General features: G+C 43.1%; 14 protein-coding genes. 1 reads left to right on the top strand and 13 read right to left on the bottom strand.

From position 1 onward, the window contains the following. Positions 1-81 precede the first annotated feature (81 nt). From BacF7301_RS18820 to BacF7301_RS18840, 5 genes are all read right to left on the bottom strand, one after another. Positions 82-1,104 (bottom strand): FecR family protein, encoded by a 1,023-nt coding sequence (locus tag BacF7301_RS18820; RefSeq protein ID WP_167965216.1) that lies wholly within the window; start codon positions 1,102-1,104, stop codon positions 82-84. A gap of 78 nt (positions 1,105-1,182) precedes the next feature. Continuing rightward, entirely contained in the window at positions 1,183-1,770 is a 588-nt protein-coding gene (locus tag BacF7301_RS18825; protein ID WP_167965217.1) for an RNA polymerase sigma-70 factor, read from the bottom strand. A 99-nt stretch (positions 1,771-1,869) separates the two neighbouring features. Beyond that, positions 1,870-3,324 (bottom strand): AbgT family transporter, encoded by a 1,455-nt coding sequence (locus BacF7301_RS18830; RefSeq protein ID WP_167965219.1) that lies wholly within the window; start codon positions 3,322-3,324, stop codon positions 1,870-1,872. Between the two features lie 37 nt (positions 3,325-3,361). Then, positions 3,362-4,090 (bottom strand): DUF5932 domain-containing protein, encoded by a 729-nt coding sequence (locus tag BacF7301_RS18835; RefSeq protein ID WP_167965221.1) that lies wholly within the window; start codon positions 4,088-4,090, stop codon positions 3,362-3,364. Between the two features lie 34 nt (positions 4,091-4,124). After that, the gene (locus BacF7301_RS18840) at positions 4,125-8,438 is read right to left on the bottom strand and encodes a sensor histidine kinase (protein WP_167965222.1); all 4,314 of its coding nucleotides are present in this window, start codon (positions 8,436-8,438) and stop codon (positions 4,125-4,127) included. A gap of 180 nt (positions 8,439-8,618) precedes the next feature. Here BacF7301_RS18840 and BacF7301_RS18845 point away from each other — a divergent pair, with 180 nt between their 5' ends. Beyond that, complete coding sequence (locus BacF7301_RS18845) at positions 8,619-9,557, top strand: ribose-phosphate pyrophosphokinase (RefSeq protein ID WP_167965224.1); 939 nt, start codon at positions 8,619-8,621, stop codon at positions 9,555-9,557. Between the two features lie 86 nt (positions 9,558-9,643). On the opposite strand, the gene BacF7301_RS18850 is transcribed toward BacF7301_RS18845, so the two are convergent. From BacF7301_RS18850 to BacF7301_RS18885, 8 genes are all read right to left on the bottom strand, one after another. Continuing rightward, on the bottom strand, positions 9,644-10,813 hold the full coding sequence (locus BacF7301_RS18850; protein WP_167965226.1) for an MORN repeat-containing protein: 1,170 nt from the start codon (positions 10,811-10,813) through the stop codon (positions 9,644-9,646). 86 nt (positions 10,814-10,899) lie between these two features. Next, a complete protein-coding gene (locus tag BacF7301_RS18855) occupies positions 10,900-12,183 on the bottom strand; it encodes a M16 family metallopeptidase (RefSeq protein WP_167965228.1) in 1,284 nt (427 codons plus the stop codon). 4 nt (positions 12,184-12,187) lie between these two features. Further along, positions 12,188-12,940 carry a 3-deoxy-manno-octulosonate cytidylyltransferase gene (gene kdsB / locus BacF7301_RS18860; protein WP_167965230.1) on the bottom strand — a complete coding sequence of 251 codons (753 nt, stop codon included), beginning with the start codon at positions 12,938-12,940 and terminating at the stop codon, positions 12,188-12,190. 8 nt (positions 12,941-12,948) lie between these two features. Continuing rightward, positions 12,949-13,317, bottom strand: a complete 369-nt coding sequence (locus BacF7301_RS18865) for a 2-amino-4-hydroxy-6-hydroxymethyldihydropteridine diphosphokinase (RefSeq protein ID WP_167965232.1) — start codon at positions 13,315-13,317, stop codon at positions 12,949-12,951. A 15-nt stretch (positions 13,318-13,332) separates the two neighbouring features. Continuing rightward, the gene (locus tag BacF7301_RS18870) at positions 13,333-15,657 is read right to left on the bottom strand and encodes a transglycosylase domain-containing protein (RefSeq protein WP_167965234.1); all 2,325 of its coding nucleotides are present in this window, start codon (positions 15,655-15,657) and stop codon (positions 13,333-13,335) included. Positions 15,658-15,842: 185 nt separating this feature from the next. After that, positions 15,843-15,935 carry a smalltalk protein gene (locus BacF7301_RS18875; RefSeq protein ID WP_156150203.1) on the bottom strand — a complete coding sequence of 31 codons (93 nt, stop codon included), beginning with the start codon at positions 15,933-15,935 and terminating at the stop codon, positions 15,843-15,845. A gap of 68 nt (positions 15,936-16,003) precedes the next feature. Continuing rightward, entirely contained in the window at positions 16,004-16,525 is a 522-nt protein-coding gene (locus tag BacF7301_RS18880; RefSeq protein WP_167965236.1) for an HU family DNA-binding protein, read from the bottom strand. A 161-nt stretch (positions 16,526-16,686) separates the two neighbouring features. After that, positions 16,687-18,252: an ATP-binding protein gene (locus tag BacF7301_RS18885; protein ID WP_167965238.1), complete on the bottom strand. Its 1,566-nt coding sequence runs from the start codon at positions 18,250-18,252 to the stop codon at positions 16,687-16,689. Positions 18,253-18,300: the final 48 nt, after the last annotated feature.

Raw genomic sequence — 18,300 nt, forward strand, 5'->3', positions numbered from 1 at the left:
CTAATATCTTTCTATATATCGACGAACCGCCCGTATATCTACCGGTCATGTTCCCAATCATATCCTATATTTTCTTTTATTTTACCTCCTTTTTTTATCCGTTATAAAGATTGTGTCACCACTCACTTTCCATGTATATTGCTTTTCAACGTTGATTTCTTCCAATATATCATCGATACTCTGATTACTGTTGAAGCATCCTGAGAAATGTTCCTCACTCAGACGTTCACTTTCAATTCTAATCTTCACCTGGAATTTACGTTCCAGTCGATGTGCAATATCCGCAAACGAGACATTCTCAAAGGTCAAGCCACCATCCAGCCAGTCGCAGGCGGTACTTGCATTCGATTTCATCTTTTCCATACGTCCCGTATTCTTATTATACAAAGCCTGTTCGCTAGGGAATAACTTCATCGCAGAGCCGGACAAAGCGGATAAATTGACACGACCTTCCAACAGTGATACCATCACATAGTCATCGTCATCATAAGCACGGACATTGAATACAGTTCCCACTACCCGCACTTGTACACCATTCGTATTCACAAAGAAAGGAATTTTCTCATTTTTCGCTACCTTAAAGTATCCTTCACCATCTAAAGTGACATCACGTTCACGAATACCGAAGCCCCGGTAATAACGCAAAACAGAACCTGCATTCAGCGAAACCTCCGTTCCATCGGGAAGCACAATATTCGTCCGCGAACCGGCAGGTACCTTGATTTCATAAGGAGAATCCGCTTTGGTATATACTTCCGTAAGATTTTCGGTATAAGTGTACCAGAAATAATTACATCCTAACAACAAAATAATAGCGGCAGCCACCTTCAGCCAAACAGGTACCAACTTTCGTGTCCGGATAGTTTTCACTTCAGAAGCCGCAATTTCTTCTTTTATATGCAATAAATTAGTATCCTCATTCTTTGCGAATGCGGGAACAGAAGAGACAGCCCATACGGCAGACATTTCCCGAAAGGTGTTGGCAGCATCCTCATTGGACGCCAAAAAGGCAAGTAGAGTTTCTTTTTCTTTCTCCGTGCAACTACCGGACAAGTAATTACTAATCCGTAATTCCAACTCTTCTATATCATAAAACTTATTCATAAAGCGTATTATTTCTATGGGTGTATATAACTATATACGCAAAAGAAAAAAATACGTTTAAAAGAAATGCGATTTTTTTTAGAGAAACATCAAAATTGCTATCATATACGGTATACCAAGTGATTCGCGCAACTTAGTCAATGCTATTTTCATCTGTACTCTTACAGTCGCGACATTGATATTCTGTTCCTCTGCAATCTCACTATACGATTTTCCTTCATATAGGCTTGCCTTAAATATAGCACGGCATTTGGCAGGAAGTTCTTCAACTTTCTTCATAATCATTGTATTCATTTCGCTATGTTCCAAAGCCTGCAGAGGATTATCAGAAGAAAGAATATGATTTTCGAGAAAAGCCCATATCTCTTCCATCTGCTCCGTCATCAGTTTCTCATTAAAATAAGAAGAACGGAGATAGCTGACACTTGCATTCTGGATGGCACGCCTCAAATATGGAAGCGGCGGATGAGTAATATGATGACGATTCTGCCAAAAAGAAACAAAAACATCATTCACAATTTCTCCGGCCACCCGTTTGTCATGTACATAATAAACAGCTATTGCACACAAGTACAGATAGTACGTATGATAGATTTTATCAAAAGCCTTAATATTACCATGATTTAATTGCTCTATTAGCTTTTCAGAGACTTCCGGTAGATTCATTCGTTGTTTTTCTTAAAGGAACGATTACAAATATAGCGAATAATTCAGAAATAAAAAATTCCGGCTGATGAAACCGGAACTTTGCAATCTATCTTTGTATTATAAACCCACCGGTATTTTCAGCAAATACCAAACGATAAACAGTAATGTCCAGGCAAACAAGATAGCCAATGAATATCTCCAGGTATATTTAAGTAATGTACCATACGTAATCTGCTTATCATACTGCCGCATATAAGTCAGCACCAAAGGCATATAAAATAAGAAAGGAGTAATGGCATTTGTCGAGCTATCTCCAATACGGAAAGCACATTGTGCTACGTCCGGCGATATTCCCATCTGCGCAAACATCGGGATAAAGATGAAAGACATGAAAGCCCATTTGGAAGTGGCAGATACCATAATCAGATTGATAAATGCCGTGAACAAGATAAATAAGACCAAAGCTGCCAATGGAGCCGGTTCAAAGGAAGAAACCAACTCGGCACCCATTATGGCAAGACATTTGTCCAAATGAGAATACTCGAAACAGGCGAACATCTGAGCGGCAAAGAAAGCAATTACGAAATAGACGCCTAGAAGTTTCATGGGCTGCGTCAACCCTTCAATCACATCATTGTCTGTGCGATAGCGACCGGAACTAAAGCCATACGCCATCCCCGTAATGCCCGCTCCCAAAGATAGAAGAAACAAAATACCGGCAATGAAAGGTGAATGCATCAAACCTCCATTCACACCCCGCAGAATTCCGTAAGAGGAAAAAGTAAGCCATAAAACAAGAGCTACATAGACAGCCGCCACCATAATAGAAATCATAATCGCACGTCTCTCTTTACGGGACAGGGGACGATAGGCTTCCACCTTCACACTTCCTTCATATTTACCCAATCTGGGAAGAAGCCATTTTTGAGTCACCCAGTAAACAATGGCAGTAATTACTATCGTAGAAGCACTCATGAAGAAGTAATTGCAAAGAGGTTCCGTATTTCCCTGATAGCCCGTTTGAGCCAACGCTGCCTCCTGTGTGGTATGAGCCAGCAACGGGTCCATCGTACTCAACACAATATTGGCACTATACCCGCAGGCAACGGAGACATAAGCCGTCACAATCCCCGCAATCGGATGAATTCCCACCCACTGAAACAGCATAGCGGCAATAGGCAATAAGATAATATATCCACCGTCACCAATAGCATTCGACAATAATCCTAGAACAATCACCCACAAGATAATTTTCCTCTTCTCCTTGCGGTTGCCCACCCCCATACGGATACATGCATCAATAAAACCGGAGTGTTGGGCAACTCCCAATCCGAACATGGCAATAATCACCATGCCCAACGGAGCAAACCCTGTAAAGTTCTTGATAGCGTTCCTCAACCACCAGCGAATTCCTTCCGGACTCAGCAGGCTTTGTACACGAATATCTTCACCGGTCTGTGGCAATGTCACCTTCAATCCATAGATATCACATATCCATGAAAGAAAGACCACTGCCATTGTCAGTAGCATGAACATCGTTGCAGGATGGGGCATGCGCCATTTTGTCTTCATCGCTTTTCAGGTTTGTTCTTCGTCAGTTTCCCTTTGTCTATTCCTCGTCAGCTTCCAAATTATCCAAATCAATAATGCGCAATTCCAAAGCACGAACAGCCAATCGGGTAGCATTCACTCCTACTCTTTCTCCATTTGGAAAGAGACGTCCGATAAGGTCGTTTTGCCTTTTTTCCAATGATTTCACACCAAAAGGCATACCTTTCAGGTTCGCAATCATCTCTTTCGTGTATCCCAATGCCAGATGGCGGAGAAAACGCTCGTCATATTCATCGATATCATAGCTGATTACTGCTTCCTGACGCTTCGCATCATTGGCAACTGACTTTTTGAAACGCTCTACAATCTTTTCCAAAATCGGATAGTTGAAAACCAGTTTCTTACCGTCCATCACAGCCTGTACATCTGTTTTGGTCAGTAATTCTCCCGTCTTGAGGATAATTCCGTCGGCACCGGCATTCAGTACATCCACCCATAACTTTTCATTCAATATTTCACCGGTGAAAATCAGTACGTGGACATCTTTATAGCGTTTGAATATATTCCGGCAAATATCCACCCCGATAGTAGTAGAACCACCCAGTCCCAAATCCAGCAATACCAAGTCAGGAAGCTGTGCCTCCATCAACGGCCAAAATTCACTCTCGGTCATGGCAGTACCGATCACTTCCGCATTCGGTATTTCGTGACGGAATATCTCTTCCGTACCTTTCAACTCCAGTTTTACATCCTCTACAATAATAACTTTAAACTTCTGTTCTTCCATTTCCTTATCTAATAACTTTTATGTGTTCTCTTTTTTATCTGCGCGGAACAGTGAAATAAACCGTAAATCCTCCACCCGCAGCAGGCTCGGCGTTAATGCGGCATCCCCTGCGTCCCGCAAATTCGTCATGGTCACGGATAATCTGCTTGCACACCAAATATTCCGTACCCCGCAACTCCCCTTTCTCACCGGAAGTCATGCGTGCCAAATTCGGGTAGAACAACTGATTCAGTTCCTCTACACTCCTTTCACGTCTCGTATCCGTAAAGAGGAAACGAATATATCCATCATCCTTGCGAACCTGCAAACGCAATACGCCATCTTGACGAACCGTCAACGCTTCGTCAATCAGATTTTCTAATAGAAAACGCAACTGGTTCACGTCTCCTATCACCTTCGCTTCTATCGGTTCCATCTCCAGTTCCATCCTCTCCGTCCGGTTCTTCATCATCTTCTTGAAATATTTTCCGGCAGCATCAAAAAGCTCCTGCACCGGAATCACCGTCCGCCGGAAAGTAACCTCTTCCAACTGACGGGAAGCACACGAACTCAAGATAGTAAATATGCCCTTATAATATTCAATCAGTTCAGTCATAGTCTCCACTGCTTCGCGCTCTTCCTTTTCCGAAAGACTCAGCGTATTCAGTCGTCCTACAATCTGCTTGATTTTATTCGGATAATAAATCGTTTCATGTTTAATCGTAGACAGACAGTTGTCAAGCACCATATTCTGTACATGCAGCATACTGTCTTCCCAGGAAGCCCGACGCGTTTCTTCATGCGCCGACTCAATATCCCTGTATTTCGTAGCCAGTTTCACTACCGCGTTAAATACCACAATAGCCACATAACGCGCCACCAGTTCAAAGAGCAAACGGTCAGTTTCCTGTTCCGAACCTTCCCGGCGCTCCAGATACAATACGCCGACACATTGATGCTCTCCTCCTGCTTCCACTTTCAATGGGATAGCCAAAAGATGTTGGTCGGCAAGATACTCGCCGGAGTCAAAACACTGTTGCACCATTTCCGGCATTTCCTGCCCGGGACGCGAAGCATATTCCAGCCGATGCGTCGTTTCATTATACACTGCGATTCCCATCCGGTCAATCGTCAATAATTCATTCACCGAACCGAATGCTTCATTCACAATACGCTGCGGAATTTCTTTGAGCGTACTCTCCTCACGTTGAAGCGCTTCCGCATCCTCTTGCTCCTGCAGTCTGACTATAGATGCCGCAAATACTTTCTGATTTATTTCAAGCACCTGTTCGAGGTTCAGCCGATTCTGTAACAGCTTCCGCATATACAGAAAATAATAACCAACCAAAGAAACAACCAACAAGACAAAGCATAGGATAATCCCCACCGTCTTATTAGTATTCGAGCGCTCCAACTGCCTGCAATATGCTTCCAATGTCTGGTCTTCCCCCTGCAACTTATACAAATCCGTAAAAGCCGAATTATTATAACTGTACCCATCCAGTTGCTTCAAAGCCAGGAAAGCGACCGCCGCTTCATTTCTTATATCCAGAATCACATGATAATCCGAATCAAATAATTCATTCCACCAACTGACTTCAGCAGGTATTCCTGTGCCTACAAGTTTCATATAACGATGCGGACTTTCCGGACGCGCATACTTTTCATAATGCTCATTCAGCAACGACATGGCAGAGTCCACATACTGCAAGGCAAGCTCGTAATTTTCATCCACATTGGCAAAATATGCCGCATTGGCATAGTCCGACGCTGCATCCAGCAAGTCTTCATAAGCAGAATCAGTAACTACCACTATCGAATCTCCCACCTGCGACATAGGTGGAATCGGGTCATGCAGGCAAGACACCATTCCCATAGGAAGCAACAGGCAAAGCAATACGCCAATTACCTTACGCACTCCCAAAGGCAAACGGAAATAAAAACGGCTTCCCTTTCCCAATTCACTCTCCACATCAAAGGTACATACCCGGAAGAGTTCATTCGTTTTCTTATATTTCTCAATGATTCCCTTACAGTTCATCAGTCCGAAACCACTGCCTTTATTTTCTTTCAATTCGTCGGGATTCTCCGCATTCTTTATTCCTATCACCCGCGAATCATATACTTTCTCACCAATAATACGCGCCACATCTTCCTCCGAAATGCCGTGTCCGTCATCTTCCACGGAAATCTCCACATACGTATCCGTAGTATGTGCATAGACCTTGACAATTCCTCCTTCCGGAGTATATTTACGGGCATTCTCCGCCAGCGTATTAATCATAAACAGAGTCAGCGCCCGGTCTGCCTTCACCATAACAGTAGTCGGCTCAATCTCCAACGTCTGTTTTTTCATCTCAAAGGCACGCCGTCCTTTTCCCAACAATTCAAACAACTCGTCAAGACTGAACGTTTCGATATTCAGGCTCAACGTTCCTTGCTTCATCTTGATCCACAGAGCCAGAATATCGTTATACTCATTAATAGTAGTTACCAGTTCATCAATGTACTGATACTTCTCCTTCTTTATCTTTTCATCATCAATATATCCCTTCTCCGTAAGCTTGTGCACCTCATTCAGAATACGGTCTATATAAGGATTGATACCATTCACAATAGCCATACAAGCCTTTTTTATCAGATTCTGACGCTTGTTTCCCGCAATATGCTGCTCATAGATATACCGTTGTTTTTCCAACTGCATCCGTTCGTCGCTCAATGCTTCCACCATCTGTTCATTGTCCGCCGCCCAAATAATATAAGGTTCAAGCACATGCACCAAAGCCTTTTCATCACGACTCAATCTATGCGCAGGAACAAGCGCCACTTTTCCCTCCTCGGGAATATCCAGTCTCATCCTACCCTTACCGAACAGATTGTCTATTCCTTCCTGAATCAACGGAACATTCATTGGAATGGAAGAAGTAATATCCCTGCAAAGCCCCAAAATCTGTTGCAGACGTTCCACATCAATCTGATTCCTTATCTTGGAACGCTTGTTGAAGAACCACCAAAGAATAACTACCAGCACCAATCCGACAATCACCAAAGAAAGCACAAGTGTCATCTGCCGCGAACCGGCTTCCAATGAAACATAACGACTCTCCAGTTCCTTATCCTGACGGGTAAAGTTTAGAATATCCAGATAAATATTCCGGTTGTAATCAGAAGCATATTTCATTCCTAATCCCGCATACGATACGCTCAATTGTTCCCGGATTCTCGAAATCCATTCGGGTACAGTCTTTACATTCTCCTGCGTAATCCACGGCACTCCCGTATAGGTTGTATCTCCTTCGGCAAACGTATATAGCTTATCCAGTGTATCTGCCTCATGGTGATAATAGAGCATATGATGGCGATTCACACAATCCAATGCCTTCGTAAGCGTATCCAACGCTTCCGAATATCGCCCGTGTGTATTCAGATATTTGCCGATAGAGACATACGCCCCGGCAATCTGATATAAATCATCGTATTCACGGAACTTTTCAAGCGCAAGCTGTGCCAGACGCAAAGGTAAAAGCGAATCTATCGAAAAGCCGAACTGGTCTAACGCATGTCCCCGTCTCACCTGAAAGAAATCGAAGTCATTGGGAGCAATCATTAGGTTGGCAAGCCCTTGCAGACCATTTCCTTCAAAATAGAGATGATTGCTCTGAACTGCCGTCCGCCAAGTATAATAAAGGTGGTCGAACTCGCGGAGCTTCCTATCTTCCGGTTTACCGGCTTCCACCAAAGAAGCTGAACCTTTGAGATAATGATAATAAAGCAATTGGTTCGTATCTGCCAATGCTTCATCTTCCGGTATCTGATTAAGCGAAGCAATCGCTTCCTGACGTTGCTGAAGATAATAATAATAAATAGAAGAAACGATGAAAAATTCTGTAAAAGCATAATCCAGCCGAAGCTTCTCGTGACGGTCGGCAAACAGGTCGCTTTCTTCACGGATACGCTTCATGCGTTTCAGTGCACTGTTCCGGTAATCATAAAACTCCTTGTTCATAGCCGTCCGCTGACAGATTTTCATCAGTCCGATGTCGGCAATCAGTAGTTCGAGCTCATTCTTGGTCAGTTTGTACACCTCTTTGTGCAAGGCTTCGGCACGGTCGAAATCCATGTTCATGTAAGCCCAGAATCCCAGATTGTTGGATGCCTCGGCTTTCCCCGACTTATATAAGTTAACCTTACGATAAGCCTGTTCAGCATATCTATAAGAAGAATCGAGATTCCGGTAACGAAAAGCATACGCTTTCCCGTTCAGTGAATCAATCAGACGCACTTCTTTAGTCGGCACCATATCAGTGCACGAGAAAAAAGAGGCGAACAACACTACGCCTATTATATATAGAGGAAAGCGTGAACTCATTTTATTATCGGATAATTAACGACGGATAATGGATATTCCCCATTATTTATTGCAAATCTACAAATATTTCCGATAAGTTGGAGAGAAAAATATTTTTTATACAATAAGTCCTTCTAAATAATAAGAGAAATTCCTACCTTTGCAGGCAAATTAACAAATAGGTAAAACATCTATTACAAAATGAGCGAAAAAGCACCCTTTATGGTATTCTCGGGAACGAACTCGAGATATCTTGCAGAAAAAATCTGCGCAAGCCTGGATTGTCCTCTGGGAAATATGAACATTACGCATTTTGCCGATGGTGAATTTGCGGTTTCATATGAGGAGTCAATTCGTGGCGCACATGTATTCCTGGTTCAATCCACTTTCCCTAACTCAGACAACTTAATGGAACTTCTCCTGATGGTCGATGCTGCAAAACGTGCATCTGCAAAGAGCGTTGTAGCCGTAGTCCCCTATTTCGGATGGGCCCGTCAGGACAGAAAAGACAAACCTCGTGTATCTATCGGAGCTAAGTTGGTAGCCGATCTGCTTTCTGTGGCAGGTATCGACCGACTGATTACCATGGACTTGCATGCAGACCAGATTCAGGGATTCTTCAACATTCCCGTAGATCACCTGTATGCATCAGCCGTATTCCTCCCCTACATCCAGTCATTAAACCTGGAAAATCTGGTGATTGCTACACCGGACGTAGGCGGTTCAAAACGCGCCAGTACTTTCTCCAAATATCTCGGTGTGCCATTGGTACTCTGTAACAAATCACGTGAAAAAGCAAATGAAGTTGCTTCCATGCAAATCATCGGTGACGTGAGCAACAAGAACGTTGTACTGATTGACGATATCGTAGATACAGCAGGGACAATCACTAAAGCTGCCAACATCATGCTAGAAGCCGGCGCAGCATCTGTACGGGCTATCGCCAGTCACTGTGTAATGTCCGATCCTGCTTCTTTCCGTGTACAAGAGTCCGGTCTGACTGAAATGGTATTTACCGACAGTATCCCTTACGCTAAGAAATGCGCAAAAGTAAAACAGTTAAGTATTGCCGATATGTTTGCTGAAACTATCAAACGCGTTATGAATAACGAGTCAATCAGCTCACAATACATAATCTAAACGAATCAATATCGTTAAAAAAAACGGTGAACAAATATTGCACTACGCAATTTGTTCACCGTTTTCTTTTTAGTATCTCTATCTTTTTATTGAAGTCTTCCTAACTTATAGGTTCCTTTTTTAATAACCTTTCCGTCCTTATCCGTTTCCACAAACGGACCGTCCTTTTTTCCCTGTTTGAAGAAACCGTCGAAGCGGTTGCCATCCTTGTCGACTTGCACACCTTGTCCTTCTTCCAGTCCGTCAACGAAACCACCTTTATATTGCATACCTGCGACAGTCTTTAAAGTACCCTGCCCGTTCGGACGATTATCTTTCCAGTCACCATCGTAAACGTCGCCATTGCTCCATTTGTAGATACCCTTTCCGTCACGTTTGTTGTTTTTCCAAGAACCTTCGTACACAGCACCGTTCGACCACGTGAAAGTACCTTTGCCGTCCTGCATACCATCCTTGAAGTTTCCTACATATTTATCACCGTTCGCGTGATAGTAAACACCCGTGCCGGTACGTTCACCTAAAAGATAAGAACCCTCATAACGATCACCCGTGTGGAAGAAGTACGTACCTTTTCCATGTTGAATGTCATCCGCCCAGTCACCATCGTATTTATCGCCGTTGGTATATTCAAAGACCCCTTTACCATGGCGGACATCGTCTTTCCAATCACCGTCATACTTACAGCCATCATCCCAATTCATGGTACCTTTGCCGTTCTTCTTGTCGTTCTTCCAGTGACCACTATATTTTGCGCCGTTCGCCCAGGTATAAGTACCTTTGCCTTCGCGTTTATCATTAACCCAGTTGCCTACATACAAGTCACCGTTGTGATAATACATCGTTCCTTCACCATGCTGGTAATCCTGAAACCACATACCGTCATAACGGTTATTATTCATAAAATAATAGATACCTTTTCCGTGCTGCTGGTCTTGAAACCATTGTCCTTCATACTTTTCACCGTCGGGAAACATATAAATGCCGTAGCCTTCACGTTTTCCCTTCACGTACTCCCCTTCGTAGACATCACCGTTCTTAAAGACTGTTTTCCCTTTTCCATTCGGTTTACGTCCTTTCATTTCACCAGTATAGACACTACCATCTTTGAAAGTATAGTTGCCAATCTTTATTTCAGTAGAGAATGTATCTTTGATTTTCCCGAAAAATCCGCTTTTTTTTCCTTCATTTTCTTGTGCCATCGCTCCCGCTTGTGCAAGGAGAGCCAATAAAAGTGTAGTATATAGATATTTCCTCATTTATTTTAGTAGTTACTCTTTTTTAGATTTACAATTTGGACAAAGATACAATTTCTCTCCCATACATTCCCCTACCGGAAAGCAAATTATGACAACTTTTTACCTGCGATGACCTCTTTTAATGTCTCTTTGCATAAATAGCGCTGTGCCAAATCCTGTATCTCTGCAGGTGTAATCTCATTCACAGCATGCAGGGAATCAGAAAAGTAATCGTCAGTCAGACCGGAAGTAGCTATAAATATCCATGCATCCGAAAGCGAGAAAGGTGACTCATAGCTCCGGCACATTTCGCCCAGCATATAGTTGCGCACCATTGTCAGTTCTTCCATAGACACAGGTTCCTGATGCAGACGGTCAATTTCGTGATACACTTCCTGTATCAGCGGTTCCACATATTCATTGTCCGTTTCCGTGGAAACAAGCAGCGTCCCGCTATCAGGATAGAACATGATACCTGCCGAAATCCCATAGGTATATCCTTTTTCTTCGCGGATATTAGACATCAGGCGACTACCGAAATAACCACCGAACAAAGTCATCAGTACCCGCAATTTCGGATAATCCGGATGTTCACGAGTGATAGTGGTACATCCCATTTTCACTGCACTCTGCATCGCATCCTCACGCTCTGTAAAAATTCTCTTTTCAGGAACAGCAGCAAACGGAAAACTTAATTTCGGCATCTGTAATTGATATTGTCCGAACGGAACACCAAAAGTATCCGTCACCCGGCGAATACTATCTTCTGTCACCTTCCCGGAAAGAAAAATGAAGCAGTTGCCCGAATGATAATGCCGTTCATAGAAATCACGAAGTACATCCGGAGTGATAATATGGTAATCTTCTTCCATCACTATCTTTCCGCATGGATGTTGTTCTCCGTAGAGAGATTTCAGCAGACTGCGATGTGCCAGGAAGTCAACTTTGGAAGTATTGACCAGATATTGTTGGATATTCGTATCCAGGATAGTCCGCAGTTCTTTTTCCGGGAAAAGCGGTTCCTTAATCATGGACTCCACCACCTCCAATGTTTTCGCCAAATACTTATTCAACGAATAGACTGTGATATAAGCATATTCCGAAGAGCTGGACAGTTCGAGCCACGAACCATAATAATCCAGTTTTTCGGCAATTGTTGCCGCCGTATATTTCGCAGTCCCCTCACGCAGCATCCGGTTGGTGAACAAAGCTTGCAGTTTCTGCGACTGCTGCCAGCGACCTCCGGCAAAAAGTATATCCATACGTACCACATCCTGCTCACCGGCATTGATAACGGTCAGCGGAATACCATTCGGCAAAGTAGTCCGGACAGGAGTAAGTATCCGGAAGTTTTTCAGGGTTTGTATTTCAGGTTGTATCGTGCGATCCATAAGACTATCCTCTGTTTTTCAAAAATTCCTCTGCACGTTCCAAGTCCTGAGGAGTGTCAATACCAATCGTTTCCACATCACTGATACCTACCTTTATCTTATACCCGTTTTCCAGCCAACGAAGCTGTTCCAACGACTCGGCTATTTCAAGAGAAGACTGCGGGAGAGCCGTAATCTCTTTCAGCACTTCCGTGCGATAAGCATACAGGCCGATATGTTTATAATAGGTATGTCCTTTCAGCCAATCCTGCTTTTCGGCATTACGCTGATAAGGGATAATAGAACGACTGAAGTAAAGTGCGTTCCAGTTAGTATTGACTACCACTTTCGGTGAATTCACATTTTCGAGTACGGCAAACGGCTCATCGGCAGTGAAAGGTTTCACCAATGTTGCAATTTGCGTAGTCGGATCTTCAAAACAAGCCTTTACGGCATTCAGCTGCGAAGGTTGGATAAAAGGTTCGTCACCCTGTATATTAACAACGACATCAAAATCACCACCAATCTTGCTACAAGCTTCGTAGCAACGGTCCGTACCGCTTTTATGATGAACAGAAGTCATCACCACCTTGCCCCCGAAAGCTTTTACAGCCGCTTCGATCCGTTCGTCGTCAGTAGCTACATAAGCGTCATCCAATACGCCCGCTACTTGTTCATATACACGTTGTATCACTGTTTTTCCACCCAGGATAGCCAACGGTTTCGCGGGGAAGCGTGTGGATGCATAACGGGCAGGTATTATTCCCAGAAATTTCATATCTGAATCTATTTTAATTCTTCTAATCCCTTCACGATATACTCCCTTTTCAAGTCCTCAGGTTTCAATACCCTGTCGTCAAAAGTGAGCAAATCAATATCCAGGCAAACTATTTCTTCTTTCTTATCTTCCGGACGACGGCCGGCAGATTTCTCGATGGCTTTCAACTCCTTCTTTACCATCTCTTCCCCGGCTTCGGAAAAGAACTGTGCTACCTGATTGGAAAATAACGCCGGGCTCCGGAAAAACAAAGGCTGCGTTTCCTGCTCAGACGTGAAACGAATGGAAGGAAACAAATCCGCCAGCTTTTGCCGCGCAAAAAACAGATTTTCCTTCCGGTTGTAGTTACTTCCAATGCAGATGATACACTTATGCATGGCAGGAGAAGAAGCTTAGTTAAACAAGTCGTCCAACCCCATTTCTTCCACTTCGCCATTCGGAGTTTCCGAACCGGCACAAGGGTCAAATCCCTGAGGAAGTTTGAACGTTTCTTGCTGGTCGTATCCCAAAGTCGGGTCATCGTATACCTTCTTCATGTAGAGTGCCCAGATAGGCAGTGCAGCAGCAGCTCCCTGTCCATAAGTCATTCTACCGAAGTGAATATCACGTTCGTCACCTCCTACCCAGCAACCGGATACCAGTGAGGGAGTGAATCCCATAAACCAGGCATCGGAGTTGTCATTGGTCGTTCCCGTTTTTCCACCCATATCGGCAGTGATACCATAACGGCGGACACGTCCACCTGTTCCTTCATTAATAACGGCACGAAGCATGACCAGCATCTTGTAAGCGCTCGAAACGCTGATTACCTCTTCCATCTGTGGTGCAAATGTAGAAATCACATTGCCGTCACTATCTTCAATACGGGTAACAAACAGCGGAGCTACACGAATACCTTTATTAGCGAAAGCTGTATAAGCACTCACCATTTCACCGACAGAGATTTCGCAAGGACCGAGACAAAGTGAAACAACCGGGTCGATAGCTTTATTACGTACACCGAAACTATGAATAAGTCTCACCAAATTATACGGATTCAGTTTACCCATCAGGTAAGCAGAAATCCAGTTGTCTGAATTGGCCAGTCCCCATTTTAAAGTCACCATTTCACCATAACGCTTGTTGTTAGCATTACGCGGTGACCACGGAGTTCCATTCTCGTCGATCAATGTCTGTTCTACGTGACGCACCTGGTCACAAGGAGAGAAATTATTCTCCATAGCCAGTGTATACAGATAGGGTTTGATAGTAGATCCTACCTGGCGGCGTCCTACCATAGCCATGTCATACTGGAAATATACATAATTCGGTCCGCCTACATAAGCCTTCACATGTCCGTTCATCGGATCCATCGACATAAATCCTGTACGCAGGAAAGACTTGTAATAACGGATAGAGTCCATCGGGCTCATAATCGTATCTTTATCCCCTTTCCAGGAAAAGACAGTCATTTCTTCCGGCTTGTCGAACGCTTTCCGAATCTCCTGTTCCGAAGCTCCCGCTTCCTTCATCAGACGGTAACGGTCGGTCTGCTTCATCGCCTTAGTCAGCAATTCTTCTACTCGTTTTTCCGGCAAAGACCTTGCATAAGGAGCATTCTTACTACCCTCTTTTTCCTTGAAGAATACCGGTTGCAGATAATCACCCAAATGCTCTTTCACAGCATCTTCAGCATATTGCTGCATACGTGAGTTGATGGTAGTATAAATCTTCAACCCATCAGTATAGATATTATAATTTGTTCCGTCCTTCTTTTTGTTTTTCGCACACCAGCCATACAGCGGATTGGTTTCCCAAGAAAGAGAATCTTCGTAGAACTTCTGCATTTGCCAACCGCGATAATCACTTTTCACCGGCTTCGGTGCGGTCATTACACCACGGAGATACTCACGGAAATAAGTCGCCAACCCTTCTTTGTGGTCTACACGATTATAAGTCAACTTCAACGGAAGAGCTTTTAAAGAATCACATTCGGCTTCTGTGATATATCCCGCTTTACGCATCTGCTCAAGTACCACATTACGACGTCCACGGGAACGTTCATTGAAACGTACTGGATTATAAAGCGATGGATTCTTACACATACCGACCAAAGTAGCCGCTTCTTCCAGTTTCAATTCCTTCGGTTCGCAGCCAAAATAAGTATGAGCCGCCGTCTTAATACCGACAGCATTATTCAAGAAGTCGAACTTATTGAGATACATGCTCAGAATTTCTTCTTTAGTATAGTAGCGTTCGAGCTTCACAGCAATCACCCATTCAATAGGCTTCTGAAAAAGACGTTGAAGAGTATTTCTCGCCACATTTTCCGTAAACAACTGCTTGGCAAGCTGCTGTGACAAGGTACTACCCCCACCTGCATTTTTCTGGAACATCAAACCGCGTTTCACAAATGCACGGAACAACGCCTTGGCGTCAATACCCGAATGTTCGACGAAACGAACATCTTCCGTAGCAATCAATGCATTAATGATATTGGGTGACAAATCCTTATAGGCAGTATATACACGATTTTCTTTACTGTAAGACCAAGTACCCAGTACCTTATCATCTTCCGAGAAAATCTCCGTCGCAAACTTATAACTCGGATTCTCCAATTCCTCTACAGGCGGCATATATCCTATCCAACCTTTCGAGATGGAAACAAATATAGTGACGACAGCCACTACTCCAATTGCCAATAAAATCCAGAGAGCTTTTATTATTTTTCGAATCATGTTTTTTCTAGCTTAAAAAACGCATTAAATTAAGACGCAAAGGTAGATAAAATCCAGTACTCAGCCAACGAGTTTGATTATTATTTCAGTTTTGTTAAATACCACATCCCTCTAAAACACAAAACAGGCGGGATTTTTCCCGCCTGCCATTCATACCTAATTATATCTTAACTACAAGATACCAATTACATCGTTGCCGCCTGTACACCAATCACTCCGGCGATTGCACCGGCAACAGCAATAATCACTTTCAAAATCATACTCCAAGTTCTTTTCATAGACATTCTACTTTTTAAATTAAACATTAAACAAACTACCAGACAGCCAATTGTGAGCTGTCAATTAATCAAGCGGCCGGATCAGGCGTTTCTCCGTCATCTCCCCCTTCGTTGCCGCCACCTTCATCACCGCCATCATCCGGATTTCCCGGTGCTACAGCAACACTGATTTTCTTCAGATATTCATCCAGACTGATCAAGTCCAGCTTCTCATCTGCCCGTGTTGCAGTCTTTGTGACACGCAGTTCCTTATTCGCTTGAAAAAAGATACGAACACTCTCCACACTTTTAGCAGTGATATCCTTCGCTAGATCCGCACCTTTCGAACGGGCAGCCAACATAAACACTCCTAACCCTTCGATATTCACCGATTTACCTTCCAGCAACTGTTCCTTCATCTTATCCACGAAGTTCTGAATCACACTTTTGATATCACCGACAGAAAGAGAAGAACGATCCTTCATCTTCTCAGCGAGATATCTCAAATTGACAGACTGGCCTAAAGTAATCAGATGCGGAAAAAATCTCTTGGGAGAATTAGGGACACGCGGATCTGTCGGTCGCGTAATGACTTTGTAAATTACACTCATACTACGTTTTTTTAAAGATTCAAATTCAAGTTATTTATTCACGTTTCGTTGATCAACGATGCAAAGGTGCGGCTTTTATCTCGCATAGAAAAGGAAAAAGCCCCTTGCGGAGCTCTTTTTATTCGTTCAAGTATATAATAGACTATCAGTCAACAATATAATCAGGCATTTAAAATCTTCCACCCTCCTATTGTACAACGTTCACTATCAAAGTTGACAGCCACCTTTACGATAGGTAATCCGCACAAAGCAAAACGTTCCGGATAATTCTTCAAGTCAATCTGTTCCATTGCCATATCCGCATCCTTATCCAACTTCAACTCCATCACATATAGCGTAGTCTTTGTACGTAACACCATATCCACCCGTCCACGGGGAGTGCGGACTTCCACGTCCACATAGTAACCTAACAGGCTGAATATAATATAAAATATCTGCTGATAATGCCCCTCATATTTTGTGTTATCACACTGAGGTATCGTAGACAAGAATGTTTGCAAGCGATGTAAAGCAGCATCCATATCACCATTACGGATATCACGGGATAGATAAGCCACCATAGTCGTAGTTTCCGGAGCTTTACTGCCGACATAATGCGGAAGAAGACTTTTCATCAAGCCTATTCTTACTTCCTTATTGGGGATATCCAATGCGTATAAGTCCAATTCCTTGTCAAAATCCTTTATTGTGATATAGCCACTTTGATATAATAACGGAAGAATGCTTGTCATTCTTTCCGTTGGCGCATCAAAGTCCTCTACAGCAGCCATTTTCCTCCCTATTTCGGAAGGCTCTACACCATATTTATCCAGCATCTTTATCAAATATGTAGGCGTGCCGCTACCAAACCAGTAAGAACCAATCTTACCTTTCTCCATAGCTGTAAGCAAACTGAATGGATTGTACATATCCGGCGACGGATAAGTAAAATGATACCCATCATAATTTTCTTTCAACTTCATCAAAGCCCCCTCTGATGTAACCTCCAATTTCTTCGCCAACTCATCCACATCTTCTTTCATTTGAGAATGTATCTCATCCTCGCTAATCCCACAGATGGCAGCATAAGGCTCATCCATACTGATGTTCTCAAGATTGTTCAGTTCACTAAAAATACTAAGTTGAGAGAATTTGGTTATACCGGTCAGAAACACATAACGCAAATAAGGATCACAAGCTTTCAACGGACTGTAGAAGTTACGCATAATGTTACGCAATACATCAAGAATTTTCGGTTCGTGCGCCACATCTAGCAAAGGAGCATCATATTCGTCAATAAGTACAACCACTTTTTTCCCAGTCTGCTCGTAAGCACGTTTTATCAATCCCATCAAACGTTGATTAGGATTAACTTCCTCATCCAACCGTCCGTAAATCTGCTCATAACCAAATAATTTCAGATTTAATTCTTGCAACAGTTGCTCCTTATCCGCATGCTTGGCAGTACTCATATCAAAATGCAGTACCGGATACTCCACCCACTCCTTCTCCAATTTTTCCATAGCTAACCCACGAAAAAGTTCCTTGCGGCCGGAGAAATAACTATGCAATGTGGAAGTAAGCAATGATTTACCAAAACGCCGCGGACGACTTAAGAACATATAACCAGAAGCCGAATGAGTCATCCGGTAAACATACTCCGTCTTATCAATATAGAGGTAATTCCCCTCACGTATCTTCGAGAATGTCTGAATCCCGATAGGATATAATCTTTGCAAATCTTCCATATCAATTATATTTTTCACTAAAAACTTACTTACTATCGTAAATCGTTC

It is taken from the genome of Bacteroides faecium, from assembly GCF_012113595.1.
GTDB lineage: Bacteria > Bacteroidota > Bacteroidia > Bacteroidales > Bacteroidaceae > Bacteroides > Bacteroides faecium.

Excerpts from the sequence above, each read along its gene's own strand:
- BacF7301_RS18820 (WP_167965216.1), bottom strand. The coding sequence starts at position 1,104 with ATGAATAAGTTTTATGATATAGAAGAGTTGGAATTACGGATTAGTAAT.
- BacF7301_RS18880 (WP_167965236.1), bottom strand. The coding sequence starts at position 16,525 with ATGAGTGTAATTTACAAAGTCATTACGCGACCGACAGATCCGCGTGTC.
- BacF7301_RS18885 (WP_167965238.1), bottom strand. The coding sequence starts at position 18,252 with ATGGAAGATTTGCAAAGATTATATCCTATCGGGATTCAGACATTCTCG.
- kdsB (WP_167965230.1), bottom strand. The coding sequence starts at position 12,940 with ATGAAATTTCTGGGAATAATACCTGCCCGTTATGCATCCACACGCTTC.
- BacF7301_RS18840 (WP_167965222.1), bottom strand. The coding sequence starts at position 8,438 with ATGAGTTCACGCTTTCCTCTATATATAATAGGCGTAGTGTTGTTCGCC.
- BacF7301_RS18855 (WP_167965228.1), bottom strand. The coding sequence starts at position 12,183 with ATGGATCGCACGATACAACCTGAAATACAAACCCTGAAAAACTTCCGG.
- BacF7301_RS18835 (WP_167965221.1), bottom strand. The coding sequence starts at position 4,090 with ATGGAAGAACAGAAGTTTAAAGTTATTATTGTAGAGGATGTAAAACTG.
- BacF7301_RS18875 (WP_156150203.1), bottom strand. The coding sequence starts at position 15,935 with ATGAAAAGAACTTGGAGTATGATTTTGAAAGTGATTATTGCTGTTGCC.
- BacF7301_RS18870 (WP_167965234.1), bottom strand. The coding sequence starts at position 15,657 with ATGATTCGAAAAATAATAAAAGCTCTCTGGATTTTATTGGCAATTGGA.
- BacF7301_RS18830 (WP_167965219.1), bottom strand. The coding sequence starts at position 3,324 with ATGAAGACAAAATGGCGCATGCCCCATCCTGCAACGATGTTCATGCTA.
- BacF7301_RS18850 (WP_167965226.1), bottom strand. The coding sequence starts at position 10,813 with ATGAGGAAATATCTATATACTACACTTTTATTGGCTCTCCTTGCACAA.
- BacF7301_RS18865 (WP_167965232.1), bottom strand. The coding sequence starts at position 13,317 with ATGCATAAGTGTATCATCTGCATTGGAAGTAACTACAACCGGAAGGAA.
- BacF7301_RS18845 (WP_167965224.1), top strand. The coding sequence starts at position 8,619 with ATGAGCGAAAAAGCACCCTTTATGGTATTCTCGGGAACGAACTCGAGA.
- BacF7301_RS18825 (WP_167965217.1), bottom strand. The coding sequence starts at position 1,770 with ATGAATCTACCGGAAGTCTCTGAAAAGCTAATAGAGCAATTAAATCAT.